The organism is Acinetobacter sp. XH1741 (assembly GCF_041021895.1).
GTDB lineage: Bacteria > Pseudomonadota > Gammaproteobacteria > Pseudomonadales > Moraxellaceae > Acinetobacter.
On the sequence record NZ_CP157428.1, the window covers coordinates 1002629 to 1027646 of the forward strand.

Sequence of the window (25018 nt, forward strand, 5' to 3'; positions counted from 1 at the left end):
AATGTGATCGGCTTTTTATTTTGACTGAATGATTCAGATCAAATTATGCGCTTTTGTATTCTACTAAAATACGTAGCATACGACGTAAAGGTTCAGCAGCACCCCAAAGTAGCTGATCGCCTACTGTGAATGCACCGAGATACTCTTTACCCATATTGAGTTTACGTAAACGGCCTACAGGTACAGTTAATGTACCAGTCACAGCTACAGGTGTAAGATCAGTCATTGATGCTTCACGTGTATTTGGTACAACTTTAGCCCACTGGTTTGAGTTACGAATCATGTCTTCGATTTCATCAAGCGGCACATCTTTTTTCAATTTGATGGTTAATGCTTGAGAGTGACAACGCATCGCACCGATACGGACACAGTGACCATCGATAGGAACGATTTGTGAGTTACCTAAAATTTTGTTGGTTTCAACTTGACCTTTCCACTCTTCTTTAGATTGACCGCTTTCAAGCTGTTTATCAATATAAGGAATCAATGAACCAGCAAGTGGCACACCGAAGTTCGCAGATGGGAAACCTTCACCACGTTGTAATTCAGCAACTTGACGGTCAATATCAAGAATTGCAGATTTAGGATCATCTAACAACGTCTTGGTATTGTTATATAAATACCCCATACCTGTTAACAACTCACGCATGTTTTGTGCGCCAGCGCCTGATGCTGCCTGATAAGTCATTGCAGTCATCCACTCAACCAAATTATTTTGGAAAAGTGCACCAACACCCATCAACATCAGTGATACGGTACAGTTACCACCAACGAAAGTTTTAGTACCTTTCGCTAAACCGTCTTTAATCACGTTAAGGTTAACTGGATCAAGAACGATGATTGCATCATCAGACATACGTAAAGTAGATGCTGCATCAATCCAGTAGCCATCCCAACCAGTTGCTTTTAACTGTGGGAAAACTTCAGAGGTGTAGTCACCACCTTGGCAGGTAATAATGACATCCATTTGCTTCAGACTTTTAATGTCCGTCGCTTCCATAAGTGCTGGGGCAGTCTTACCACCAAATGAAGGAGCTTCACCACCTGCATTACTGGTAGAGAAATAAAATGGCTCAATATGAGCAAAATCATTCTCTTCAACCATACGTTGCATAAGGACGGAACCGACCATCCCGCGCCAACCGACCAGACCTACTTTCATGTCATTTTGCCTCGGTGCGTTAAAATTGTTAGGGGGAGTTGAGTGTATCAAAAGTGCTCACAACTGCAAGCTTTACAGAAACAAAACAGCAATTTTATTGAGTAGAATATCTTGTTTATGTTACATACAAAATTGATAAAGATGACGAAAATATTAAAAAACAAGTCATCTTAAAAGAGTAATTTCAATGATTTATATCGAAGTTCTATCTGTAGTGGTGATTTGGTTGACTTTCTGGTCACTTATCCCTCGTGATGAGTGGTGGTTTAGAGGGGCTGATTTTCCAAGGTTACAAATTCTATTTATTGGCTTAATTGTTTTCATTGGCATGTTGTTTTGGCCGACTGAATGGAATGTATGGCGCGAGATTTTGCTTGCGGTACTCATCGCGGCCATTGCTTATCAGCTTAAAATGGTTTTGCCCTATACCTTATTTTGGAAAAAGCAGGTTAAAAAGGTCAAACAGCAGCAATTAGATCCTCAAAAGCAAATATCACTTATTGTTTCTAATGTGCTGACGCCTAACGATAAATATCACTTGCTTATTGAACATGTTCAGTCGTTAAAACCTGATTTGTTGCTGACGCTAGAAAGTGATAAGACTTGGGAAAATGCATTAAAAGAAATTGAAGAAGATTATCCTTACCGTGTACCGGTACCCTTAGATAATTTATATGGAATGCATTTATATAGCCGGTTACCGCTTAAAAATACTGAAGTTAAATTCATTTTAAGTAATGAAATTCCTTCTATTCATACCACGGTAATTTTACGTTCCGGCATGCCAGTTCAGCTTTATTGTTTGCATCCTAAACCACCTAGTCCAACTGAAGCTAAAGATTCAACCCTACGTGATGCAGAGCTTTTAATTGTTGGTGATCAAATTAAAGACTTAGATGAAAGTTGTATTGTGATGGGTGATTTAAATGATGTCGCATGGTCACGCACAACTCGTTTATTTCAACGTATTAGTGGTTTACTCGATCCTCGCGTTGGGCGGCATTTTATTAATACTTTTCATGCAGACTATTCGTTATTACGTTGGTCACTCGACCATATCTTTCATAGCACTGACTTTGGTTTGATTAAAATGCAGCGCTTATCTCATATTGGATCAGACCATTTTCCTGTTTATGTCGTTTTACAGACAGGTAGAATATTTGAACAAATCCAAGAAGAAGTAGAGCAGACTCAAGAGGATGAAGAAGAAGCTCAAGCAGCGATACAAGATGGCATCGCTAAAGCTGAAAAGGAAGAAAAAACTGTGACTGATGAAATTGCAGAACCTTACAAAGGAAAAAGTATATGAAAGAAAGTTGTAAGCAATAACGTACAAAGATTTGAGTCTAGGGCGAATAGGCAGGGGACGTTAAAGCTCGTATTCTACATTCATCGGCACACGGAAGCGGGAATGGAAAATCCCAAGTAAGGATGCACTAAGCTGATATGGAACGACATCACGGATAAGATGTTAGAACGGAAGCGATAAAAAGAATTATATACCCTGAAAGCACAACCTCATTTACCCGAGTTTTGCAGGACGCAGAACTCGGGTTGATATTTTCTAAATACCTCATTTAATTTATTGTAAATAAAAGAAATATTGTTAAGCTAAATTTAATTTTAAAATCTATTTAATAATAAGTAGTAGTCCATGAATTTCTTAATATATCTAGGCAATTTTCGATGAAAATAGATACAAAAAACTTTTTTGATAAGTTTTTGTTTTTATAGATTATTGAAGAATAAATATATGCTTTGATCTAATTAGACATAAATTGGGCTTGTTTAATTGGCAAATCTCAATAGAATGTGCCGATCGTTGACATGTTGGATCGTCAGCAGGCATTGTTGTTTACTTCGCCGGATCGGCGGGTTGTGATTTGCTTGTGTATTTAAATTTCTGTTTGGAAATTACTGCACATATTGAGGTTTCACTCTAAGAAAGTGTTCTTCTCCCTCTCATATTTGATACTTTGCGGTGCATAAGGATTGTCTTATGAAGAATTTTAAATTTAGCCTTGCGTGGCAAATTTTAATTGCTTTAATCCTAGGGATAGTTGTCGGGGCTGTTTTACATAATCAGCCTGAGATCAAAGATAGTATTGTAAATAACGTTCTTACTCCATTAGGTAAGATCTTTATTAGCCTGATCAAAATGATTGTTATTCCAATCGTTTTCTCTACATTGATTTTAGGTATTGCTGGTGTTGGCAGTACAAAAAGTCTAGGGCGTCTTGGTTTTAAAACCATTCTCTATTTTGAAATTATTACTACTATTGCTATTTTGGTTGGCTTGGTTGCAGCGAATATCTTCCATCCAGGTTCAGGCATTGATATGTCTCAACTGGTTCAAACTGATATTTCTCAATATAAGCATACTACTGAAGAAGTTCAGTCACAGTCTCATGGCATCGTGCAAACTATATTATCGCTTATCCCAACGAACATTATTAGTTCGATGGCGCATGGCGAAATGTTGCCAGTGATTTTCTTTGCTGTGCTTTTTGGTATTGGTTTATCTTCATTACCAGCAGCTACTAAAGATCCATTATTAAACGTATTTCATGCCGTATCGGAAACAATGTTCCGTGTGACGCACATCATCATGAAATATGCGCCAGTGGGTGTGTTTGGCTTAATCGCTGTAACTGTTGCAAACTTCGGTTTTGCTTCACTTATTCCATTAGGTAAATTAGTTGTATTGGTTTACGGTGCAATTTTATTCTTTGCTATAGTGGTACTTGGTTTAACTGCAAAAATGTTCAGCATCAATATCTTTACTTTGTTTAAGATTTTGAAAGATGAATTGATCTTGGCATATTCGACTGCAAGTTCAGAAACAGTTTTACCGCGTATTATGCAAAAAATGGAAGCTTACGGTGCGCCAAAAGCGATTTCTAGTTTTGTAATTCCAACAGGTTACTCATTTAACCTTGATGGTTCTACGCTTTACCAAAGTATTGCAGCAATCTTTATTGCACAGCTTTACGGTATTGAAATGTCAATTAGCCAACAAGTTATTTTGGTTATCACATTAATGATTACTTCAAAAGGTATCGCAGGTGTTCCTGGCGTATCATTCGTTGTGTTATTAGCGACATTAGGTAGTGTTGGTATTCCTGTAGAAGGCTTGGCATTTATTGCTGGTGTTGACCGTATCATGGATATGGCTCGTACTGCGTTGAACGTGGTAGGTAACGCTCTTGCTGTACTTGTAATCAGTAAATGGGAAAAACAATACGACTCTGAAAAAGCTGCCGCTTATGAAGCATCTCTTAAATAAGAGAGAAGTTTTTAGTCGTAAAAAAACCCGCGATCATCGCGGGTTTTTTATTGGGTTATTTCAAAACACTTTGATAAAGCTCAAGCGTTTGGTTACACATATCTTTTAAGCTGAACATGGTCACAGGAGCAACTGTTTGAGGTTGTTCAATATGCTGCTTTACCGTTTCTATTAAGGCTTTTTGGTTGTCTACTTCAATAAGCCCTTGTGGATAGACGTTAGATAAAATCTCGGCAACACCTCCACGGTTCCAGCCAATCACTGGCGTACCCACTGAGAGCGCTTCTAACGCTGTTCTACCGAATGTTTCTGCTTGATTGGATAGAGATAGCACAATATCGCTAAAAGCCAGCCATTCGCGTATATCTGAGCGATGGCCTACAAACGTTATTTTATCAGCAAGTCCTTTGTTTTGAATGGTACTTTGTAATTCATTTAAGTAGGCTTGTTTTTTTGCATCGGCACCACCCACAACAACGGCATGCAATTGAGGATATTGCGATTGTAGCTGCTGCATGAGTTCAATTAAGCTTTCATGCCCTTTTAAACGGGTAATACGACCAGGTAGGCATAGTAAAAATTTATTTTCGAGTTCAGGAAAGTCATTAAAAACTTGATTAAACCACTGTGCTGACGGTTGGTAGTTATGGGGGAAAGCAACTGGATCAATGCCTCGATAAATCCGGACAATATCTTGTGGTGGACAATTTTTATAATGGTCAGTAATGTATTTAACCACGCTATCAGAAACAGCAATCACTTTTTCGGCCTGAGTCATAATTGCACTATAGCGATTGACTGAATAGAAACCATGTACCGTGCTAATGAGGTGAGGGCGCTTATGTGCTGGTATTCCTTTTAAGGCAAAATGGGTAAGCCAAGCTGGCACACGTGAGCGCACATGAACAATATCGGGTTGATGCTGCTCAATTAACTGACGTAAAGGGCGAATTTGCCACAAGCTCGATAAAGACTTTTTATGAATCGGTAGTGTTAAGTGCTTAGAGCCTTCAGCTTCGAGCTGTGAGACCAAACGCCCGCCGTTAGATACAACTAAAGACTGATGGCCTTGTGCAACGAGTGCACGTGCAATTTCCAGTGTGCCGCGCTCTACGCCACCGCTATTGAGTTCTGGGAGAAGTTGCATCACTTTCATTGTTTTTTTGCCTTATACATTCATAAAAGATGGACCATCCACAGATACATCATTTCAAACTAAATCATTATCCGGAATTTACTATCGTGATAGCGACATGGATGTCGCTGTTTCGCTGTGTTACAAGGAAGTAACATCAGCGAAACAAAGGATTTTTGCTTACTTTTTATCCTTAAAAAGTAAGGTCTGCCTATTCGATAGTATTTGAATTTCACTTTAAATTGAGGCTGTGCTTACTATCAATTTAAAATTATTGCAGCTTTATCTTAATAGATCTCGTCATATCCCTCAGGACGTGTTTTAAATCGGCGGTGGAACCACATATATTGGGTTGGCGCGATACGAAGCTGATTTTCAATAATCTTATTCACGCGTGTTGCATCATCAACTTCATCTTCACTTGGCATATTATCCACCGCAGGTTCAATCAAGATGTGATATTTAGGATCCTGTACATCGCCATGACGATAAAAATATAAAGGCACAGCAACAGCCTTGGAAATTTTTAATAAACGACGATGCGCGGTTACTGTGGCCGCAGGAACTCCAAAAAATGGTGCCATAACGCCTTGTTTGAGGCCGAAGTCTTGATCGGGGCTATACCAAATTGCATCGCCATCTTTAAGGTGACGGATTAAGCCACGCATATCATCATGGTCGATCTGTGCTTTATAAATTGTGCCGCGGCAACGATAAATCAGCATATCGAGTAGTGGGTTGTTTTGAGGGCGATATACCACATCAGGCTCAAAATACTGAGCACAAACATAACCACCAGCATCAAGCAAAGTACTGTGAGTTCCCAGTAGTAAAACCCCTTTGCCCTGAGCTTGAGCGTTGGTAATGTGCTCTAGGCCGTCAATCGTGACACGGTTTTTAAACCAGTAAGGCTTATACCATGCATTTAATGTCTCAAAAATACCAAGCATCATATCTACAAAAACTTGCTTTGCTTGCTGCTGTACTTTTTCAGACGACCATTCGGGAAAGCAAACTTCTAAATTACGAATAGTGGTTTTGCGTCGAGATTTTAAATATTTCCAAGCGAGGTTTGCTAACCCATGAGCCAAACGCCATTGGATTGCCCACGGTAAAATAGCCAAAAGCATGAGGAAAGTAATCGCAATCCATACACCCCAATATTTAGGTAACAAAAAGGACCACTGAAACTCACCGGGCGTATAGGGCTGCTTTTGGCTCATAACGATATAAAAAATTTAAAAAGTTAAAACTGCCAAAAGTGTATCACGAACTGAATTTATCGTCGTAATACACAGGGGGAAATTGAAGGGTTAGAGTAAAGAAAGAAAAATAAAGTGGGTTATCGGCGGTGTTCGAGAAGAATACGAACAGCAAGTCCAGCTAACACAGTCCCCATAATCCAGCGTTGGATGCTTGCCCAAAGTGGTTTTTGCTGTAGAAAGAGTGCGATGCTACCAGCAGAAAACACAATCAGTGCATTGATTGAAACGCTCACAAAAATTTGTATGGTACCGAGTTGAATAGACTGCGCTAAAATACTGCCTTGCTGTGGGTGAATAAACTGCGGCAATAAAGACAAATACATAATGGCAATTTTAGGATTAAGTAAATTTGTCAAAAAGCCCATTAAAAATAGTTTTAATGGTGAATCGATAGATAAGTCTTTTACACTGAAAATAGGGGTTGCATTTGGACGTAGTGCTTTCCATGCGAGCCAGAGTAAATATACGGCCCCTACAATACGAATAGTGTCATAAGCGTATGGAACGGCGACAACAAGTGCTGTGATCCCGAAAGAAGCACAGAGCATATAAAATACAAAACCTACAGCAACGCCACCTAAGGAAATGAATCCTGCGATTTTGCCCTGACTAATGGAACGCGAGATAAGATAAATCATGTTGGGGCCAGGGGTAAGTACCATCGCTAGGCAAATGACTCCAAATGCCAAAATTTGAGAGAGATCTAGCACGGAAATATCCTTAAATATTATTATACTGATAGGTATATCATAATTGTTTTGTATACAGCGGAACTTTATTAATTGTCTTTTTGAATCGAAAAATAAGAATAATTCAGTATGATATAAATATCCTGATTTCATAGAAATTTATGAGAAATCTCCATATTGATGCCACAAAAGGCATCTTAATTTTTCTGGTTGTATTGGGCCATTACCTTGAAAGGTTGATTGGCTGGAGTGAACCTCTAAATCAAGCGATTTTAGGGAGCATTTACTTTGTTCATATGCCAGCTTTTATTTTTATATCCGGCATGTTTTTTAAAGAAGAAAAAATCCTAGAAAAGTTAATTTACTTTTTATCGTTGTATTTGCCATTTCAGTTTTTATTTCAACTGTTTGATGCCTTTTATAACGGAAGTTTATGGAATTGGTCATTTCATTTGGTATGGTTTGCTAAGCCTTATTGGGTGCTATGGTATTTATTTGGTATGGTGGCTTGGACGGTTCTCGCTTTTTTCCTAAAAAAGACGGCTTATCCAGTTTTATTTTCAATAGTTTTAGCTCTACTTATTGGATGCTCACCCATCAATAATTACAGCTACTCGATTGGTCGTATTTTCGTTTTTCTACCTTTTTTTATGGCGGGAGCAATCTATGGCAAAACCATTTTTCAGTATCTTCCGCAGTTGCCTTATGCAAAGTTATTTGCCGTTATCACATTATTAATCATTACTGCTGTAGCTGCTATAAGTCATTATAGTTATTACTGGCTATTTGGCAGTTTGTCATATTTTCAGCTTCATGTAGGTCTGTGGCAAGGAATGCTGATTCGCAGTGTGATTATGTTGCTATCGGTTATGGGTGTTTTGAGTTTATTTGTGCTCACTCAAAATTTTAAACAGCCATGGATTGGTTTAGGCCAAAAAACTTTGCCAGTTTATATATTGCATGGTTTTGTGATAATTATTTTGACTCATCAATTAAGCTTTAAATATTCGGTAGAGATCAATATTTTCATTAGTCTCGTTCTGGCTATCCTGACTTGTATGATTTTACAGTTACAGCTATTTGAACGTTTAACTCGCTTTATCTCTTTATTTGTTTATAAGCCCTTTATGAAATTATTAGCAACTCTAAATCCAAAAAAAGGGCTTTAATTAAAGCCCTTTTTTTATTGTTTAGTTGCCTTTACTCATTTGCTCAAGTTCATCCCAACGCTCTAATTTTTCAAGCAGTAATTCTTCAATTTCTGCTAGGCGTTGGCTGGCTTGGGTCGCAGCATCTGCATCAGACACAAACCATGAACCATCTGCAAGTTTCTCAGAAAGTTTAGCCTGTTCATTTTCTAAGTTTTCAATTTCAGCGGGTAATTGCTCTAATTCACGCTGATCTTTATAACTTAGTTTGACTTTTTTAGTGTTGGCTTGAGCAGCGGCTTTTTCAGCTTCTGCTTTAGCCTGAGCTTTTTTAACATCAGATTTCTGATCTACGACTTTGTCATCTGGACGTTGTAATAAGTAGTCTTGGTAACCACCAATGTATTCTGCAATATTGCCTTTGCCATCAAATACCCAAGTAGAAGTGACAACGTTATCCATAAATGCACGGTCATGCGAAATAAGTAATAGCGTGCCTTTGTATTCAGAAAGCATCTCTTCAAGTAGCTCAAGAGTTACCATATCCAAGTCATTGGTTGGTTCGTCCATCACAATCAGGTTCGATGGTTTAAGCAATAATTTAGCAAGCAAAATACGATTACGCTCACCACCAGAAAGGGCTTTGACTGGTGTGCGTGCACGTTCAGGTGAAAACAAGAAATCTTGTAAATAACTGTAGATATGACGACGGTTGCCATTCACATCAACAAAGTCAGAGCCTTCTGAAACGTTTGCCATGACTGTTTTTTCAAGGTCTAAGGCATTACGTAATTGATCAAAATAAGCAACTTCTAACTGTGTACCTGTCTTAACAGAACCACCGTGCTCGATTTCACCTAAGATCGCTTTAATCAACGTCGTTTTGCCAACGCCGTTATCACCTACGAGGCCAATACGGTCACCACGCATGACAAGGGTCGAGAAATCTTTGATAAGTGGCTTGTCATCATAAGATACGCTCAAGTGCTCAATATCAAATACTAATTTACCAGAGCGATTTGCTTCTTGAGTCGCCATGCTCACTTTACCTTGTTGTGAGCGACGTGCTTTAGATTCTTCGCGTAAAGCTTTCAAAGCACGAACACGACCTTCATTACGGGTACGACGTGCCTTAATCCCTTGGCGAATCCAAGCTTCTTCTTCAGCTAACTTTTTATCAAATAAAGCGTTTTGTTTCTCTTCTGCTTCCATTTGCTGAGCTTTAAGCTCCAAATAGCGAGAATAATTGCCTTCATAGCCGCGTAAAATGCCGCGGTCAAGTTCAACAATTCGAGTTGCAATGCTATCTACAAAAGAGCGGTCATGCGAAATAAATAGAAGCGTTAAATTATTTTGATCGAGTAGGAATTTTTCTAGCCACTCAATACTTTCAACATCTAAATGGTTCGTCGGTTCGTCTAGAAGGAGTACGTCTGGCTGCGTTAAAAGAGCACGAGCGAGTAAAACACGACGTTTACGACCACCAGATAAGTCTGCTAAGTCTGCATTTGGGTCGAGGCCCATTTTACTTAATAGGGCATTTACCTTGTTTTCAAGTGCCCAGCCGTCTAGTTGGTCGAGCTTGTGCTGGAGGTTACCCATACGGTCACAAGCTTCCATATCTCCAAGCATACAAGCATCAGTTGCTTCATGATAAGCTCTGAGTACTTCAGCTGCTTCTCCTGCACCATCAGCCACAATATCAGCAACTTTGCCAGAATCCATTGGAACGTCTTGGGCTAACATTGAAACTGTTAAACCATTTTGAATAGAAACTTCACCAGAATCTGGTAATAGGCTTCCCTCGATGAGTTTAAGTAAAGTAGACTTACCTTCACCATTACGCCCAATTAAACAGACTCGTTCGCCACGTTCTAGATTAAAGTTCGCGCCATCGAGCAGGGCAGGTCCGCCAAAAGCAAGTTGGACATCCCTTAGGGTAATATAGGCCATAATGTTTTCCAGAATCTCAAATGAGGATTTAAATGACTAAACCACCATATCATGATGATCAAGCGTCATTTTCCGCACCCATTGAAGATTTGCAAGTGCGAATTACATTTTTGGATGATTTAGTTGAACAATTAAATCAACAACTCGCTATTCAAACTCAGGAAATAGCTGATTTGAAAAAACAAATGCAATTACTTTATCAACGTGTGGAATCTTCGGATTTATCAGAAGGCATTGCACCTTTTGATCCATTAACGAATAAACCTCCTCACTATTAATAAAAAGGCAAGTTCGATACTTGCCTTTTTATTTGAAAATATTTTCAATTTTGCTTAAAAACCATGTAAGACAATCTTACCTTTTGTCGTACCACTTTCAATTTGCTCATGAACTTGTTTTAAGTTTTCAGCATTAATTGGACTTAAAACCTCAGTCACTGTCGTTTTGATTTTTCCTTCATCAACTAATTTACTGACTTTGTTTAATAGCTCACTTTGTTTTGCCATATCTTCAGTTTGAAACATTGAGCGCGTGAACATAAATTCCCAATGTACAGATACGGACTTCGATTTAAACGGTTTAATGTCTAGCTTTTCTGGATCATCAATAAGTCCAAAATGACCTTGTGGTGCAATCAGCTCTACGATATCTGATAAATGCTGATCAGTTTGAGTAGTCGAGAACACATATAAAGGTGCATTTAAACCTAATTGTTTGATTTGTGGTGCTAAAGGCTCACGATGATCTAATACATAATCTGCGCCGAGTTGTTTTACCCATTGCTTTGTTTCAGGGCGGGAAGCTGTCGTAATAATCGTGAGGTTAGTTAACTGTTTAAGAAGTTGAATGGTGATTGAACCTACACCACCGGCCCCACCAATGACTAAAATAGTGATATTGGCCGATGCAGTTTTTGGAACTTGCAGGCGATCAAATAACATCTCCCAAGCCGTGATTGCAGTTAAAGGGAGAGCGACTGCTTCAGTTGCAGCTAAAGTTTTTGGTTTATGGCCAACAATGCGTTCATCAACAAGTTGTAATTCACTATTACTGCCTTGGCGATTTAAAGCGCCTGCATACCAAACAACATCACCCACTTTAAATTGAGTGACTTTATCCCCAATCGCTTCAACCACACCTACGGCATCCCAGCCAAGTACTTTCCAACCAGATTCGGCGCTTACATTTTTGCGTATTTTGGTATCGACAGGGTTTACTGAAACAGCTTGTACGCGAACGAGTAAATCGTGTCCTTCAGCAATAGGGTTGTCGAGTTCAATATTAACGAGTGCATTGGGCGATGTAATGGGACCTGCTTTTTGATATGCCACAGCTTTCATAATTGTGATTCCTCTTGTTGAGATCTTGATCATAACGTAAGCTTAAAAATTGTGACTACAGACAAATAACGCTCATAGTGTCAAAAAGGATACTGTAAAATGGCAAAAGCTCGACATTCAAGTTTTGATTGTTCACCGGGTTGCTCCGTTGAAGCAGCGATCAGTCTGATTGATGGTAAATGGAAATGTGTCATTCTTTGGCATTTATTAAATGAAGGCACTTTACGATTTAATGAGATTCGTAAGCGTGTTCCAAGTATTACGCAAAGAATGCTTACCAATCAGCTTCGCGAGTTAGAACAAGACGGCATTATTCATCGAGAGGTTTATCCTCAAGTTCCTCCTAAAGTGGAATATAGCCTGACCGATTTAGGGCAGGGTCTTGAGCAGATTCTTTTTGCTTTAAAAACATGGGGAGATGCACATCTGGATCGGTTTGGTAAGTTATCAACACTTGAAACTGAAAAGAGTGCCTAAATATTGTGCCTAGATTGCTAAGAATATCTATGAGGAAATGTTGCTGTTTTTAACCTCGTCGGTTAATTGGACATTATTTTTATGATGTAACTTGCGTTTTCTGGTCAGCTTATGCAACTCTAATAAAAGAGATTAATAGGTTTTGCTATGGACAATATGGGAATTTGGGTTACCGTTATCATTGTTCTTTTCGTACTAGGCTCCATTTTTGGTTTAAGAGTGAGTCCACGTGAAAAGGCACTTGGTATTATGCGAGACAAAGCCCGCAAAATTGGGCTACATCCACGCGTAATTGCCGCACCTGAATGGACACATGTCCCAATGGCAACTGAAAAGCGTGCCAGCATGGTTGCTTATTATAGTGTATTAATCCCCGATGCTCGTTTAACGCTCATGCGTGCTCGTGTTATAGACGGAAAATTAAAAGTAGTGCAGGGTGATGAGAAATTTAATGATTCTCCCATTGCATTAAAAGGGATTTATGCTATTGATATGCAGGCAAACTGTGTAGGCCTTTATTGGGATGAGGAATCGGACCTAAAAGCCACGCAATTAGATGAGATGAAGGCTTATCTGTTGGCCTTGGCTAAAGCCTGATTTTTAAATTTATTGGTATAGGAATAACATTTTATATGGCGAATACCTCGCGCTCTGCATCTCAAAGCACAGCATCTACTGCCTCTGCTGCACATAAACGTGCCTTAGTGATTGTGGAGTCGCCTGCCAAAGCGAAAACCATCAACAAATATTTAGGTTCGCAGTACATTGTTAAGTCTTCTGTGGGTCACGTACGTGACTTGCCAACAGGTGGCAGCAAATCAACAGAGAAAAAGCCGGCTGCCCGGACAAAACTCACTGAAGCTGAAAAAGAACAAAAAGCTCAATCTGCGCTGATTAATCGTATGGGCGTCGATCCGGAACATGACTGGAAAGCCCACTATGAAGTTCTACCTGGCAAAGAAAATGTTGTTGCTGAACTCAAGAAACTTGCTAAAGATGCAGATGCCATCTACCTCGCAACGGACTTGGATAGAGAAGGGGAAGCAATTGCTTGGCACTTACGCGAAGTGATTGGCGGCGACGATAGCCGTTATCATCGTGTGGTATTTAACGAAATTACTAAAAATGCCATTCAAGAAGCATTTAAGCAACCAACCCGCCTAGATTTAAACCGTGTTAATGCACAGCAAGCACGCCGTTTCTTAGACCGCGTAGTAGGCTTCATGGTTTCGCCGTTACTTTGGGAAAAGATTGCCCGTGGTTTGTCGGCAGGTCGTGTACAGTCTGTGGCTGTAAAGCTTGTAGTTGAACGTGAACGTGAAATTCGTGCTTTTATTCCAGAAGAATATTGGCAAGTTTTTGCAGACACACAAGCGAAAAAAGATGATATTCGTCTTGAAGCTGTAAAACAGGCTGGTAAGACGCTTAAATTAAAGAATAAAGCTGAAACAGATGCACTTTTAGATATTTTAAAAGGTGCTGAATATAAAGTTGCACAGCGTGAAGATAAACCGACTAAGGTGAATCCAAGCGCACCATATATCACTTCGACTTTGCAACAGGCTGCAAGTACACGTTTAGGTTTTTCTGTGAAGAAAACCATGATGTTGGCACAGCGTTTGTACGAAGCTGGTTTTATTACCTATATGCGTACGGACTCAACATTCTTGAGCGATGACGCTGTAAGTATGGTACGTGCTCATATTGAAAGCCAATTCGGTGAAAAATACTTACCGGCAAAGCCAAATCGCTATGGTAACAAAGCTGGTGCTCAAGAAGCCCATGAAGCTATTCGTCCGTCAAATGTTGCGCTTACAGGTGATCAACTTGCAGGTGTAGAGCGTGATGCTCAGCGTTTGTATGATTTAATTTGGCGCCAATTCGTTGCTTGTCAAATGACACCAGCTGAATATTTATCTTCAACTTTAACAGTTGAAGCAGGCAATGTTGAGTTAAAAGCAAAAGGCCGTACGCTTGTATTTGATGGTTTTACACGAGTTCGTGGTGCCAACAAATCAGACGACGATATTATTTTACCTGCTATTAAAGTAGGTGAAATTTTAAAATTACAGAAGTTAGATCCAAGTCAGCACTTTACTAAGCCACCAGCACGTTTTACTGAAGCTTCTTTGGTTAAAGAACTCGAAAAACGTAGTATTGGCCGTCCGTCGACCTATGCAGCGATTATTTCTACGATTCAAGAACGTGGTTATGTCAAATTAGAAAATCGTCGTCTCTTTGCAGAGAAAATGGGCGAGATCGTGACAGATCGTCTTGATGAAAGTTTCAATAACCTAATGAATTATGCTTTTACAGCAGATTTAGAAGGTCAGCTTGATAAAGTCGCGACGGGTGAGCGAAACTGGAAAGAATTACTCGATACATTCTATGGTGATTTCAAAAAGCGTTTGACCAATGCTCAAGGTGAGCAGGGAATGCGCCGTAACCAGCCAGTTGAAGTACCAGCAGTGCATTGTCCTGAATGTACGCGTCCTATGCAGATTCGTACGGGTACGACGGGCGTGTTCTTAGGTTGTTCAGGTTACAACTTGCCTCCTAAAGAACGTTGTAAGGGTACTTTAAACTTAACGCCAGTTGAGTCTTTAGCAGCGTTATCTGATGATGACAGTGCTGAAACAGCAGACTTAATGTCAAAACATCGTTGTTCAAAATGCGGTACAGCGATGGACAGCTATGTTATTGATGGTGGCCGTAAACTCCATGTCTGTGGTAACAACCCTGACTGTGATGGTTATGAGCTTGAAGAAGGTGAGTTCAAGATTAAAGGGTATGATGGCCCAACCATTCCATGTGATAAATGTGATGGTGAAATGCAGCTTAAAACAGGCCGCTTTGGTCCATACTTCGCTTGTACAAGCTGTGATAATACTCGTAAAGTCTTGAAAAATGGTCAACCTGCACCTCCACGTGTAGAGCCAATCAAGATGGAACATTTGCGCTCAACCAAGCATGATGACTATTTTGTGTTGCGTGATGGTGCGGCGGGTTTGTTCTTGGCTGCAAGTAAGTTCCCGAAAATTCGTGAAACACGTGCACCAAAAGTGGCTGAGCTTCGTAGTGTTGCTGACCAACTTGATCCAAAATATCAGTTTATTTTACAAGCTCCAGATGTAGACCCTGAAGGTAACCCAACGATTGTGAAGTTTAGTCGTAAGAACCAATCACAATATGTGGGATCTGAAACACCAGAAGGTAAACAAACCAAATGGAGTCTAATTTACCAAGATGGTAAATGGATTGAAGGTTAAATAAGACAGTTAAAAAATGCTAGCTCAGCTAGCATTTTTTATATCTACAACAATAAAAGAAAATTTAAATTTTTATGGGGAAAAAGAATGTGGAAAAACATTCGGATTTTGTGTCTATTGATCATTTTACTCATAGTTGCAGTTCAGGCATGGCGTGATCAGAACCAAGACTGGAATCAACCTATTGTGGTGGTACTTCATCCTGTAAATGCGGATGGCTTACAAACCACTCAAGCTTATATTGGGCAGTTACAAAACGCTGACTTTCAAATGCTCAAAAGCTATTTAAGTGAATGGTCACAGCATTATCGTGGGCAAGCAAGTAACTTTGAAATCCGCTTAGGGCAACAGTTACAGCAGCAGCCACCTGAAGTTCCCCAAAATGCCAATGTTTTGCATGTAATTTGGTGGAGCTTAAAGTTTCGTTTTTATGCATGGCGACAACAGCAACCTGAAGATAGCGGAGCGTCACTCAAGCTTTATTTAAATTATTATGACCCAAATTATCAAAAAGTTTTGGTGCATTCGACTGCTTTAGAAAAAGGCCGTATTGGTAGTGTGAATTTGTTTGCTACACGTGGGCAGGCATCACAAAATCAGGTCGTGATTGTTCACGAACTTTTACATGGCTTTGGGGCAACAGATAAATATGATTTAAAAACTGGCCAACCGATTTATCCACTAGGCTATGCCTATCCTGACACAGTGCCTTTATACCCACAAAAGTTTGCAGAAATTATGGGTGGTCGAACACCATTGACTGAGCAGACCAGCAAAATGCCAAGTGATTTACAAGACACCATAATAGGATTACGAACAGCTCAAGAAATTGGTTGGTTGAAATAAAATTGTGGATAAATACTGTTTTATCCACATCAATTGTTAATAAACGATGCAGATCTTATACAGACAATAAATGTGAAGTAAATCACTATAATGACAATATATAAACTTCCTAATACCTGATAATAAGAGTAGCCATGATGAAAACTGTAGGTAATGATTTAATTCGTAATCAGCTACATGCTGATCGTAAATGGTATCTAATATTAGGCTTCGTGCTCATTATTTTCGGTTTGATCCTATTTAGTGCACTACCATTTGCCACATTTTCAGTTGTTTTCCTATTTGGTATTTTAATGATGATCGGTGGTGTGCTGCATTTGATTGCTGCCTTAAGTGTTTTTAAAGGCGGTAGCCGATGGCTTTGGGCACTTTTTGGCGTGCTGTATTTAATGGCTGGCTATTACGCATTTTCTACGCCTGTTACTACGGCTGTAGTTTTAACAAGCTTATTATCGATTGCACTTATTATTGCAGGGGTAATCCGTACCATAAATGCATTTTTATTAAGACCAATTGCAGGGTGGGGATGGACATTATTTTCAGGATTGTTAACACTCGCTACTGGTATTTTAATTTTAGTTTCTAAGGACTCACCATTTTGGGTGTTGGGAATGTTTTTAGCAGTAGATATTTTATTTCAGGGCATTAACTTTTTAGGATTGGCTTCGGCAATTAAACATTTACCTTCTAGTTCAAAAACAGTTTCTTAAATTAAATCGCGAACAAAAGGGCACTTAAGGTGTCCTTTTTTGTTTTTAGTGAGCGAGGGTCCATCTCATAGCAGGGCTCTGTTAAACTACGCATTATTGTTTTGGCGATATGTGTTTATGAGTCTTGCAAAGTTAATTAATGAATTAAATGCTCAGCAAAAAAAAGCAGCAACTACGACGGCACAGAACTGTCTGGTTTTAGCAGGTGCGGGCTGTGGCAAGACTAAAACTATTGTTTCTCGTGCAGCTTATTTAATTGATCAGGGGCTACCTGCCAATCAAATCCAGATTTTAACGTTTACCCGCCGTGCTGCGAGTGAAATTGTTGCAAGGGTTGAACAGCATGTTGGAGTACAAGCTAAAGGTCTTCGCGCATCAACATTCCATACCTTTTGTATGTATTTGCTGCGTCGTAATCCACAAGCTTTTGGTTTAAATCAATTTAGTATTATTGATCGTGATGATCAGTTACTCATGTTTCGCTTATTAAGAGGCAAAGATAAAGATAACGTTTTGCCTAAAGCGGCAGAGCTATGTGATTTATATTCTTATGCCCGAAACACTCAATCTAAGCTTTCTGAAGCATTACTCAAGCAGTTACCTGAAGCATATGAGTACAAGGCACAAATTGCGGAGCTAATGAAAACCTATGAACAGCGTAAAAGAGAGCGCAATTTTTTAGATTATGACGATATTTTGTCGATTGTCGCTGTTCACTTACAAAATTCGGAAGCACTAACGAACTGGGTTGCTGGTTTCTGCCAAGCTTTACTGGTTGATGAAATGCAAGATACTAACCCTTTACAGTGGGCTCTTTTGCAGCCACTCATTGGGAAGGTGAAGTTGTTTTGTGTGGGGGATGATGCTCAGTCAATTTACGGTTTCCGTGGTGCTGACTTTGAAAACATTCATTCTTTTAAAGAATGGATTCCTGATGCCGTTATTCATACCTTAGATCTCAATTATCGTTCGACCCAAGAAATATTAGACTTATCAAACTGGCTATTGGCGCATAGCCCAATTGATTATCAAAAACAGTTACAGGCACATCGTGGCAAAGGCCAAAAGCCACAGCTCCATTTGTTTGGTAATGAATTTGAAGAAGCCAACTGGATTGCACAAGACTTAATAGAACGTCATCAGCAGGGTGCAAATTGGTATGACCATATGGTGTTAGTCCGTTCTGGCTATAGTGCTCGCTATTTGGAAGGGGCGTTTATTGCCGCCGAAATTCCTTATCGTTTTATTGGTGGCGTAAAGTTACTTGAATCAGCGCATGTAAAGGATGTACTTAGCCTATTGCGTATAGTGAGTAACCCTCACGATGACTTGGCATGGATGCGCTTTTTAACCTTATGGGATGGTATTGGTGATGTCGGTGCCAGCAAGTTAGCGCAAGAGTTAATGAGCATTACTGATGTTGAAGAACGTTGTCAGCGTTTAGAACGTCATGGAAAAGTCCCTTTACAGGCTATTTTAATTTTAAAGCAGCTAGATGTGCTACAGCAGCATGTTGAAGCCAGTATTGGTCTGGCACTGGATGCCTTAAGTGAGCAGTTAGAGCAAAACTATAAAACTAAAGACTGGTCACGTCGCGCGAAAGATTTCGACTTAGTAAAACAACTTGCGCGTAAACATGCATCACTGGGTGAGTTTCTCGAAGAATATGTGCTTGAGCCTATTTCAGTTTCTGAAATTGAAAAAGCGGGTGATGATGACTTAGTGACTTTAATTACAATTCATTCGGCTAAAGGCGCAGAGCAAAAGGTATGTTATGTACCGCATGTTTCGCCAAATCAATTTCCATATGCACGCGCACAAGGCGATTTTGATGACGTCGAAGAAGAGCGCCGTGTGTTATATGTGGCATTAACACGTGCAGAAAATGAATTGATTTTGACTAAGCAAAATCTCAATACATGGTCACAAGACACTTATGATGAGCAAGGCCGCAAAATCGAAAGTTATTTCCTGAATGATTTACCAACTCATTTGGTTCAGGCAAAAATTCATCGTCAAGTTCCGCAGCCATTTGCTAAAAAACAATGGAACACTTCACGTACAGTAAATTTAGGTTTTGGTATCGATCTTGACTAAACTACTGTATAAGACACTGTAAATACTCAAATGTAGATTGGCCTTTATTTTGATGGCCAATGAAGGTTGGAAAATGAAAATATTAGTTCGTAATTTAGATCGTTTAGTGACTGAAGCTGAAGTTTTAGAGCTGTTTAAAGCTTATGGTAAAGTTGATTCTTGTGTTGTTGTAACAGATAAAGAAACAGGTAAATCAAAGGGTTTCGGCTTTGTCGAAATGCCTAATCCACGTGAAGCGATCAAAGCCATTAAAGGTTTAAATATGCTTAAAGTTAAAGGCTATGGAATTCGAGTTAAAGCAGCCGAAGAATAAGTTTTTCTTATGAAAAGACAATTTTTAGCTCTCTCGGTTGTAACGCCAAATGGTACTCGTATCGCTGAAGGTATCAAAACACTTGAAGTGCGTTCATGGATACCTACACAGTTACCAGTGAAAGATCTATTAATTGTCGAAAACCAGAACTTTCTGCTAAAAGATGCTGATAAAGAAGAAGGAATTGCTGTCGCTTTGGTTGATGTCGATTCTATTCATACTTGGCGAAATGACGAGGTCAAAGCAGCCTGTGCATCTGTTTGGAGCGAAGGGTATTTTGCTTGGGTCTTAAGTAATGTTCGCCCTATAAAACAGCCAGTGAAAATTCTAGCTAAACGTAAAATTTACCAAGTTGAGCTGGATTTTCCATAAATAGCGTTGATTTTATCAATGGAGTCGTTAAGCTAAGAATAGCCATATTGATGGCAATTTCAGAACAGGAAAGTTTAGTTATGTCACGTGTTGCTCGTTATCATGCCGATCGTACCAATCAAAAGCTCTATTTTGCGCGTCTAGCGTGTCAACAAGCAGAGCAAACTGATCATGTACAGCAGGTACAAGCGTATCGTGAAACAGCTGTATTTCATTTACATGGTGCAATGTTGGCATTTCTGCAAGAACTGGTGCGTTACTACCGTTTAAATGATTCACAGCCAACATTGAAGTCGATTGAAGAGCATATGGCTGCAAAAGGACAAGTTTCTCCGGAAGTTTCTGTTTTGCAGCAGCTTGCGAAAGACGGGTTTATTGCAGAATTAAAACGTGCTTACCGTATGTGCCAATATGCGCCGGAACCTACTGAGCCGACACCAGAAGAAGAAACATCTTCTAACCTGATCATTAAAGTGACTCAAGGTCCCCAATCGTGGTTACCTGATGTGAAAATTTTGCGTGAATGGCATAGAGATTTAAGTCATTTAATTGATGGTTTTCGTAACGAAATGGTCGAGTTCTAAAATTAAACTACCTGAGTGCTTGAAATTTAATTCCATTGAGCCTATATAAATAAGACGAGAGATGCAAAGTGCAAGGGTGCTTTGCCACCATGTTGAAACATGGAGGAAGTATATGTCTATACAGCAATTGAAAGAGTTATTTGGAAATCAAGAAGCAGTGTTGGAATTAGTCCAACTTGAAGGTGGTGAACTTGCCTTGCGTAATGCCGGTTCTGAAAAAGAGCCCTTGGTTAAAATTCAGTTTAGTGATGAACTAAAAGAGATATTAGGCGAACAAACGCCTGTAGTTGCCCAGCATATGATTCAAGCTGCGTTATTTGGACTGCTCGAAAAGCAGGTCAATGAATGGCAGGCCGAAGTTGTAGATGAGCAGCCTAAGTTCCTAAGTTAAAAAAAGCGTACTCTTGAGTACGCTTTTTTTGCATGAGTTAATGATGTGTTGACTGATGCGCAAGTTCGATTTGATTTAAAATATGATGACTCATATTCTTTGCCATTTCTTCTTTTGCATAGAATACTTCACCAATATTCTCATCTCGAATGATGGCAGCTTCTTCTTTACTTTCTGCACAAATTAAAACCTGAATTTGAGGGTTTAATTGCTTGGCAATATCTACAATCCGGTGAATATCTAAAATATCCATAGGGGAAATCACGAGTAATCGTGCGTGCATGATATGAGCCTGAATTAGAACACCAGGCTCGGTTGCTACACCACTCACAGCGGCAATATTTGACTGACGTAGCTTTTCTACAATTTCACGATTTTCTTCTGCAATCACGACTTTAATATTCTGATCAATTAAATTTTCAGTAATACGTCGTCCCACGCCGCCATACCCGACAATTACGACTTGGTCGCGTAGATAAGCCTGATCGACTTCATCTGGCAACATAGCTAATGGGTCGCCACTGCGTTCAAGCAGCCTTGCTAAATGAGAGCGTTCACGAATCCAGCGTTGTACAGGCTCAATTGCCGAGAAGACGAAAGAGTTAAGTGTAATTGAGAATAAAGCACCTGCTAAAATCAGATTTTGAGCTTCTAAGGTTAATAGCCCTAAAGACACTCCAAGCGTTGCTAAAATAAATGAAAATTCACCAATTTGTGCAAGGCTAGCCCCTACAGTAAGTGCTGTATTTATTGGATAGCGGAAGAATAAAACTAAAGCCATTGCAGCAAGAGTTTTACCTATCATAATAATCGCAATAACAGCCAAAATATGTAGTGGGCGTTCAATAAGAATATGTGGATCAAACAACATTCCTACCGAAACGAAAAATAAAATTGAGAAAATTTCACGTAGTGGGAGCGTTTCTTCTTCTGCGCGGTGGCTAAAGTCTGATTCTTTAACGACCATACCTGCAAAGAATGCACCTAATGCCATGGATACCCCAAAGATCGCATAAGAGCCATAGGCGATTGAGACAGCAGCAGCTACGACGGTTAGCGTAAAGAGCTCTCTTGAGCCTAGACGCGCAACAAACTGCATAATGATAGGAACAACACGCTTACCCACAATCAGCATAAAGGCAATAAAGCCAACTACCTTTAATAGGGTGATTCCAAGGGTTAGCCAGATGTTACCTTCTGCGCCGGCTGGTGCTTTCCCGCCGAGTAAAACTGCTGTAGCAGGAAGAAGTACTAAAACCAGTACCATCACTAAATCTTCAACTAGCAGCCAACCTACAGCAATTTTGCCGTTTACAGAGTCTAAAAGACCACGGTCTCCTAAAGCTTTTAATAATACAACGGTACTCGCACACGATAGGCTTAAGCCGAAAACCAGTGCGGAGCCAAAGCTCCAACCCCATAACATCGAAACGCCAAGCCCAAGTAAGGTTGCAACGGCAATTTGTAAAATAGCACCGGGTAAGGCGATACGTCGAACTTGTAAAAGATCATTTAATGAAAAATGCATCCCAACGCCAAACATCAAAAACATTACACCGAGTTCAGCGAGCTGGTTGGCAAGATGAATATCTGCTTCTATACCAGGAGTGTTGGGACTAATAATAATTCCGGCAATTAAGTAGCCGATAAGAGGGGGAAGTCGTAGTCGGGCGGCAATATAGCCAAAAAAGAGGGCAACGCCGAAACCAACAGCAAGTAAAATAATTAAATCTACGTCATGCGGCACTAAAAACTCCTTTTACGTGAGTTAGGCTAAAGACAAGCATAAAAAATGCCAAGGCGGAATATGTAGAAAGTTTAACAAAAAGGTGGGTATAAAAAAAATGCAAAAAAAAAACGACTTCTTAAAGAAGTCGTTTTTTTCGACGCTAAAATTATTTGATTTTAGCTTCTTTGAAAATCACGTGTTGACGGATTTTTGGATCAAATTTTTTGATTTCCATTTTTTCCGGCATAGTACGTTTGTTTTTAGTCGTGGTATAGAAATAACCTGTACCAGCTGAAGAAACGAGACGAATCTTATCACGCATTGCTCAGACTCCTTAGATCTTTTGACCTTGAGCACGAAGGTCTGCAACAACCTTTTCGATACCCAATTTGTCAATAATACGCATACCTTTAGTGGTTAAACGAAGACGTACAAAACGTTTTTCGCTTTCTAACCAGAAACGGTGGTGGTGCAGGTTCGGCTCGAACCGGCGCTTGGTTTTGTTGTTGGCGTGTGAGACGTTGTTACCAACGACTGGACGCTTGCCGGTAACTTGGCAAACCTTAGACATGGTGTAACTCCATTGATTTAGCCAACAGCAAATCTGTGGCCAGTCATACTAAATGTAAACGGATGAATTCATTCAAGGGGCGTTTTATACCAAAAATACGATTAAAAGACAAGCGAAATTGGTAAAAACGAGGCATGATCTAGTGTAACAGATCATGCCTTGATCAGTTAACGCAACAAGGTTTTCGAAATGAAGCGATGAATCGGTTTATTAAACGGCGGAAGAATATATTTGAGGCTATAAAGTTTTGGATTTGACATCACTGAACGTTCATGTGACAGCCCAAAGAAGCCTTCTGGTCCATGATATTTGCCCATACCTGATGCACCAATTCCGCCAAATGGTAAGTCATCTTGAGCAACATGAGTAATAACCATGTTAATTCCGAAATGCCCTGAGTGAGTATGCTCCGACACATAATCGGCGCGTGCCTGATCATAATCAAAATAATACATCGCTAAAGGACGTGGTCGACTATTAATAAACTCGATGACTTCTTCTATTTGGTCATATTCTAAAATGGGTAGAACAGGACCAAAAATTTCATTCTGCATAATATCCATTGCAGTTGTTACACCAGTCACTAAGGTCGGTGCAATTTTGCGGACATCATCTAAAATTTCATTTTGAGGATTGATTTCAACAATACGGGCACCTTGATCACGAGCATTTTCGAGATAGCCTTGAATACGGTTATATTGTTTATCATTAATAATAGAGGTGTAATCCTGATTGTTACGGAAATGAGGATACATGCCAGCTACAATTAATTTGAAATTTTCGATAAATTCAGCGGTTTTACCACGTGGTAAGAAAATATGGTCTGGCGCAACACATGTTTGACCTGCGTTCCATAATTTACCAACAGCAATACGCTGTGCGACATCCTTCATATCTACAGAAGCATGTACGAGAGCAGGGGATTTACCGCCCAACTCAAGAATAACGGGCACCAGATTTTGAGCTGCGGCTGTCATAACTGTTTTACCAACAGAAGTTGAGCCTGTGAAAATCATTTTATCGAAAGCTAAATGACTAAACGCATCAGAAATCACGCCACCACCATTTACCACAGCAACTAACTCTTGTGGAAAGGCTTCTGCTAATACACTTTCAAGTACTCGTCCAAAGTGAGGAGAGGCACTCGAAATTTTAATCATGGCATGGTTACCCGCTGCAAGGGCACAAATGAGTGGACCAACTGATAAAAGTAATGGATAGTTCCACGGGGTAATAATACCAATTACACCCATTGGCTGATATTGTACCCAACCTTTTGCTGGTTGATGTAATACACTGATATGGCGTTTTGATGGTTTCATCCATGCGCTTAGGTGTTTGCTGTAATACTTGATTTGTTCAAGACACGTAAGCAATTCACCAATTTTGGTTTCCATAATGGCACGATTGCCATAATCAAGGTTAATTGCTTCGGCAATCTGATCTTGATATTTTACCAAGACTCTTTTAAGACGAGCTAAACGATCAATACGTTCTTTAGCAGTGGGTACCGGATGACGTAAGTAGCCAATCTTTTGCTGCTCAAGCAAATCATTTAAATGCTGAACATCGTAAGGAAGCTGAGTTTCTGGATTTGTTTTTGTTTGACTGTTCATCGGTACTTACCAAATATACTGATATACTTATTTTTTAGAGTAAATACTCTAAAGAGTCAAGTTGG

Annotated in this window: 24 protein-coding genes; 14 read left to right on the forward strand and 10 right to left on the reverse strand. The window is 39.6% G+C overall.

All coding sequences use genetic code 11. The features are described from left to right. Window positions 1–43 precede the first annotated feature (43 nt). On the reverse strand, window positions 44–1162 hold the full coding sequence (gene asd, locus ABLB96_RS04850; protein WP_348895664.1) for an aspartate-semialdehyde dehydrogenase: 1119 nt from the start codon (window positions 1160–1162) through the stop codon (window positions 44–46). Between the two features lie 187 nt (window positions 1163–1349). Between asd and ABLB96_RS04855 the strand changes: the two genes are divergently transcribed. Next, complete coding sequence (locus tag ABLB96_RS04855) at window positions 1350–2471, forward strand: endonuclease/exonuclease/phosphatase family protein (protein ID WP_348895663.1); 1122 nt, start codon at window positions 1350–1352, stop codon at window positions 2469–2471. 690 nt (window positions 2472–3161) lie between these two features. Beyond that, window positions 3162–4448 carry a glutamate/aspartate:proton symporter GltP gene (gltP, locus tag ABLB96_RS04860; protein WP_348895662.1) on the forward strand — a complete coding sequence of 429 codons (1287 nt, stop codon included), beginning with the start codon at window positions 3162–3164 and terminating at the stop codon, window positions 4446–4448. A gap of 55 nt (window positions 4449–4503) precedes the next feature. Here gltP and ABLB96_RS04865 read toward each other — a convergent pair whose 3' ends face one another. From ABLB96_RS04865 to ABLB96_RS04875, 3 genes are all read right to left on the reverse strand, one after another. Then, window positions 4504–5604 (reverse strand): glycosyltransferase family 4 protein, encoded by a 1101-nt coding sequence (locus ABLB96_RS04865; protein ID WP_348895661.1) that lies wholly within the window; start codon window positions 5602–5604, stop codon window positions 4504–4506. 266 nt (window positions 5605–5870) lie between these two features. Continuing rightward, window positions 5871–6806 carry an LpxL/LpxP family Kdo(2)-lipid IV(A) lauroyl/palmitoleoyl acyltransferase gene (gene lpxL / locus ABLB96_RS04870; RefSeq protein WP_348895660.1) on the reverse strand — a complete coding sequence of 312 codons (936 nt, stop codon included), beginning with the start codon at window positions 6804–6806 and terminating at the stop codon, window positions 5871–5873. A 119-nt stretch (window positions 6807–6925) separates the two neighbouring features. Continuing rightward, a complete protein-coding gene (locus ABLB96_RS04875; RefSeq protein WP_348895659.1) occupies window positions 6926–7558 on the reverse strand; it encodes a LysE family translocator in 633 nt (210 codons plus the stop codon). Window positions 7559–7698: 140 nt separating this feature from the next. On the opposite strand from ABLB96_RS04875, the gene ABLB96_RS04880 reads away from it, so the two are divergent. Continuing rightward, window positions 7699–8706 (forward strand): acyltransferase family protein, encoded by a 1008-nt coding sequence (locus ABLB96_RS04880; protein WP_348895658.1) that lies wholly within the window; start codon window positions 7699–7701, stop codon window positions 8704–8706. Window positions 8707–8727: 21 nt separating this feature from the next. On the opposite strand, the gene ABLB96_RS04885 is transcribed toward ABLB96_RS04880, so the two are convergent. Beyond that, window positions 8728–10638, reverse strand: coding sequence for an ATP-binding cassette domain-containing protein (locus tag ABLB96_RS04885; protein WP_348895657.1), 1911 nt, complete (start codon window positions 10636–10638; stop codon window positions 8728–8730). Between the two features lie 32 nt (window positions 10639–10670). Between ABLB96_RS04885 and ABLB96_RS04890 the strand changes: the two genes are divergently transcribed. Next, complete coding sequence (locus ABLB96_RS04890; RefSeq protein WP_002053395.1) at window positions 10671–10916, forward strand: SlyX family protein; 246 nt, start codon at window positions 10671–10673, stop codon at window positions 10914–10916. 54 nt (window positions 10917–10970) lie between these two features. Here the strand turns inward: ABLB96_RS04890 and ABLB96_RS04895 are convergent, their stop codons facing one another. Next, entirely contained in the window at window positions 10971–11978 is a 1008-nt protein-coding gene (locus ABLB96_RS04895) for a zinc-binding alcohol dehydrogenase family protein (RefSeq protein ID WP_348895656.1), read from the reverse strand. A gap of 99 nt (window positions 11979–12077) precedes the next feature. Between ABLB96_RS04895 and ABLB96_RS04900 the strand changes: the two genes are divergently transcribed. The 10 genes from ABLB96_RS04900 (at window position 12078) to ABLB96_RS04945 (ending at window position 21037) form a co-directional block, all read left to right on the forward strand. Further along, complete coding sequence (locus tag ABLB96_RS04900) at window positions 12078–12455, forward strand: helix-turn-helix domain-containing protein (RefSeq protein WP_347913951.1); 378 nt, start codon at window positions 12078–12080, stop codon at window positions 12453–12455. A gap of 147 nt (window positions 12456–12602) precedes the next feature. Then, on the forward strand, window positions 12603–13052 hold the full coding sequence (locus ABLB96_RS04905) for an ammonium transporter (protein ID WP_348895655.1): 450 nt from the start codon (window positions 12603–12605) through the stop codon (window positions 13050–13052). 35 nt (window positions 13053–13087) lie between these two features. Next, window positions 13088–15724: a type I DNA topoisomerase gene (topA, locus tag ABLB96_RS04910; RefSeq protein WP_348895654.1), complete on the forward strand. Its 2637-nt coding sequence runs from the start codon at window positions 13088–13090 to the stop codon at window positions 15722–15724. A gap of 87 nt (window positions 15725–15811) precedes the next feature. Further along, a complete protein-coding gene (locus ABLB96_RS04915; RefSeq protein WP_347016600.1) occupies window positions 15812–16570 on the forward strand; it encodes a hypothetical protein in 759 nt (252 codons plus the stop codon). A 137-nt stretch (window positions 16571–16707) separates the two neighbouring features. Continuing rightward, window positions 16708–17280: an HdeD family acid-resistance protein gene (locus ABLB96_RS04920; RefSeq protein WP_347017517.1), complete on the forward strand. Its 573-nt coding sequence runs from the start codon at window positions 16708–16710 to the stop codon at window positions 17278–17280. A gap of 117 nt (window positions 17281–17397) precedes the next feature. Continuing rightward, on the forward strand, window positions 17398–19377 hold the full coding sequence (locus tag ABLB96_RS04925) for an ATP-dependent helicase (RefSeq protein ID WP_348895653.1): 1980 nt from the start codon (window positions 17398–17400) through the stop codon (window positions 19375–19377). Between the two features lie 73 nt (window positions 19378–19450). Then, entirely contained in the window at window positions 19451–19690 is a 240-nt protein-coding gene (locus tag ABLB96_RS04930) for an RNA-binding protein (protein ID WP_348895652.1), read from the forward strand. 9 nt (window positions 19691–19699) lie between these two features. Further along, window positions 19700–20062, forward strand: coding sequence for an ASCH domain-containing protein (locus ABLB96_RS04935; protein ID WP_348895651.1), 363 nt, complete (start codon window positions 19700–19702; stop codon window positions 20060–20062). 80 nt (window positions 20063–20142) lie between these two features. Further along, window positions 20143–20646, forward strand: a complete 504-nt coding sequence (locus ABLB96_RS04940) for a DUF6586 family protein (protein ID WP_348895650.1) — start codon at window positions 20143–20145, stop codon at window positions 20644–20646. 112 nt (window positions 20647–20758) lie between these two features. Beyond that, a complete protein-coding gene (locus ABLB96_RS04945) occupies window positions 20759–21037 on the forward strand; it encodes a hypothetical protein (protein ID WP_004698869.1) in 279 nt (92 codons plus the stop codon). A gap of 37 nt (window positions 21038–21074) precedes the next feature. Here ABLB96_RS04945 and ABLB96_RS04950 read toward each other — a convergent pair whose 3' ends face one another. The 4 genes from ABLB96_RS04950 to ABLB96_RS04965 form a co-directional block, all read right to left on the reverse strand. After that, window positions 21075–22784, reverse strand: coding sequence for a cation:proton antiporter (locus ABLB96_RS04950; protein WP_348895649.1), 1710 nt, complete (start codon window positions 22782–22784; stop codon window positions 21075–21077). A 148-nt stretch (window positions 22785–22932) separates the two neighbouring features. After that, the gene (gene rpmG, locus ABLB96_RS04955) at window positions 22933–23088 is read right to left on the reverse strand and encodes a 50S ribosomal protein L33 (protein ID WP_001205031.1); all 156 of its coding nucleotides are present in this window, start codon (window positions 23086–23088) and stop codon (window positions 22933–22935) included. A 12-nt stretch (window positions 23089–23100) separates the two neighbouring features. After that, window positions 23101–23337: a 50S ribosomal protein L28 gene (gene rpmB, locus ABLB96_RS04960; protein WP_000048256.1), complete on the reverse strand. Its 237-nt coding sequence runs from the start codon at window positions 23335–23337 to the stop codon at window positions 23101–23103. A 167-nt stretch (window positions 23338–23504) separates the two neighbouring features. Then, window positions 23505–24953, reverse strand: a complete 1449-nt coding sequence (locus tag ABLB96_RS04965) for a coniferyl aldehyde dehydrogenase (RefSeq protein ID WP_348895648.1) — start codon at window positions 24951–24953, stop codon at window positions 23505–23507. Window positions 24954–25018: the final 65 nt, after the last annotated feature.

Excerpts from the sequence above, each read along its gene's own strand:
- ABLB96_RS04915 (WP_347016600.1), top strand. The coding sequence starts at position 15,812 with ATGTGGAAAAACATTCGGATTTTGTGTCTATTGATCATTTTACTCATA.
- ABLB96_RS04905 (WP_348895655.1), top strand. The coding sequence starts at position 12,603 with ATGGACAATATGGGAATTTGGGTTACCGTTATCATTGTTCTTTTCGTA.
- topA (WP_348895654.1), top strand. The coding sequence starts at position 13,088 with ATGGCGAATACCTCGCGCTCTGCATCTCAAAGCACAGCATCTACTGCC.
- gltP (WP_348895662.1), top strand. The coding sequence starts at position 3,162 with ATGAAGAATTTTAAATTTAGCCTTGCGTGGCAAATTTTAATTGCTTTA.
- ABLB96_RS04880 (WP_348895658.1), top strand. The coding sequence starts at position 7,699 with ATGAGAAATCTCCATATTGATGCCACAAAAGGCATCTTAATTTTTCTG.
- ABLB96_RS04890 (WP_002053395.1), top strand. The coding sequence starts at position 10,671 with ATGACTAAACCACCATATCATGATGATCAAGCGTCATTTTCCGCACCC.
- ABLB96_RS04855 (WP_348895663.1), top strand. The coding sequence starts at position 1,350 with ATGATTTATATCGAAGTTCTATCTGTAGTGGTGATTTGGTTGACTTTC.
- ABLB96_RS04930 (WP_348895652.1), top strand. The coding sequence starts at position 19,451 with ATGAAAATATTAGTTCGTAATTTAGATCGTTTAGTGACTGAAGCTGAA.
- ABLB96_RS04965 (WP_348895648.1), bottom strand. The coding sequence starts at position 24,953 with ATGAACAGTCAAACAAAAACAAATCCAGAAACTCAGCTTCCTTACGAT.
- lpxL (WP_348895660.1), bottom strand. The coding sequence starts at position 6,806 with ATGAGCCAAAAGCAGCCCTATACGCCCGGTGAGTTTCAGTGGTCCTTT.
- ABLB96_RS04885 (WP_348895657.1), bottom strand. The coding sequence starts at position 10,638 with ATGGCCTATATTACCCTAAGGGATGTCCAACTTGCTTTTGGCGGACCT.
- ABLB96_RS04925 (WP_348895653.1), top strand. The coding sequence starts at position 17,398 with ATGAGTCTTGCAAAGTTAATTAATGAATTAAATGCTCAGCAAAAAAAA.
- ABLB96_RS04935 (WP_348895651.1), top strand. The coding sequence starts at position 19,700 with ATGAAAAGACAATTTTTAGCTCTCTCGGTTGTAACGCCAAATGGTACT.
- ABLB96_RS04940 (WP_348895650.1), top strand. The coding sequence starts at position 20,143 with ATGTCACGTGTTGCTCGTTATCATGCCGATCGTACCAATCAAAAGCTC.
- ABLB96_RS04900 (WP_347913951.1), top strand. The coding sequence starts at position 12,078 with ATGGCAAAAGCTCGACATTCAAGTTTTGATTGTTCACCGGGTTGCTCC.
- ABLB96_RS04920 (WP_347017517.1), top strand. The coding sequence starts at position 16,708 with ATGAAAACTGTAGGTAATGATTTAATTCGTAATCAGCTACATGCTGAT.
- ABLB96_RS04895 (WP_348895656.1), bottom strand. The coding sequence starts at position 11,978 with ATGAAAGCTGTGGCATATCAAAAAGCAGGTCCCATTACATCGCCCAAT.
- ABLB96_RS04865 (WP_348895661.1), bottom strand. The coding sequence starts at position 5,604 with ATGAAAGTGATGCAACTTCTCCCAGAACTCAATAGCGGTGGCGTAGAG.
- rpmB (WP_000048256.1), bottom strand. The coding sequence starts at position 23,337 with ATGTCTAAGGTTTGCCAAGTTACCGGCAAGCGTCCAGTCGTTGGTAAC.
- rpmG (WP_001205031.1), bottom strand. The coding sequence starts at position 23,088 with ATGCGTGATAAGATTCGTCTCGTTTCTTCAGCTGGTACAGGTTATTTC.
- ABLB96_RS04945 (WP_004698869.1), top strand. The coding sequence starts at position 20,759 with ATGTCTATACAGCAATTGAAAGAGTTATTTGGAAATCAAGAAGCAGTG.
- asd (WP_348895664.1), bottom strand. The coding sequence starts at position 1,162 with ATGAAAGTAGGTCTGGTCGGTTGGCGCGGGATGGTCGGTTCCGTCCTT.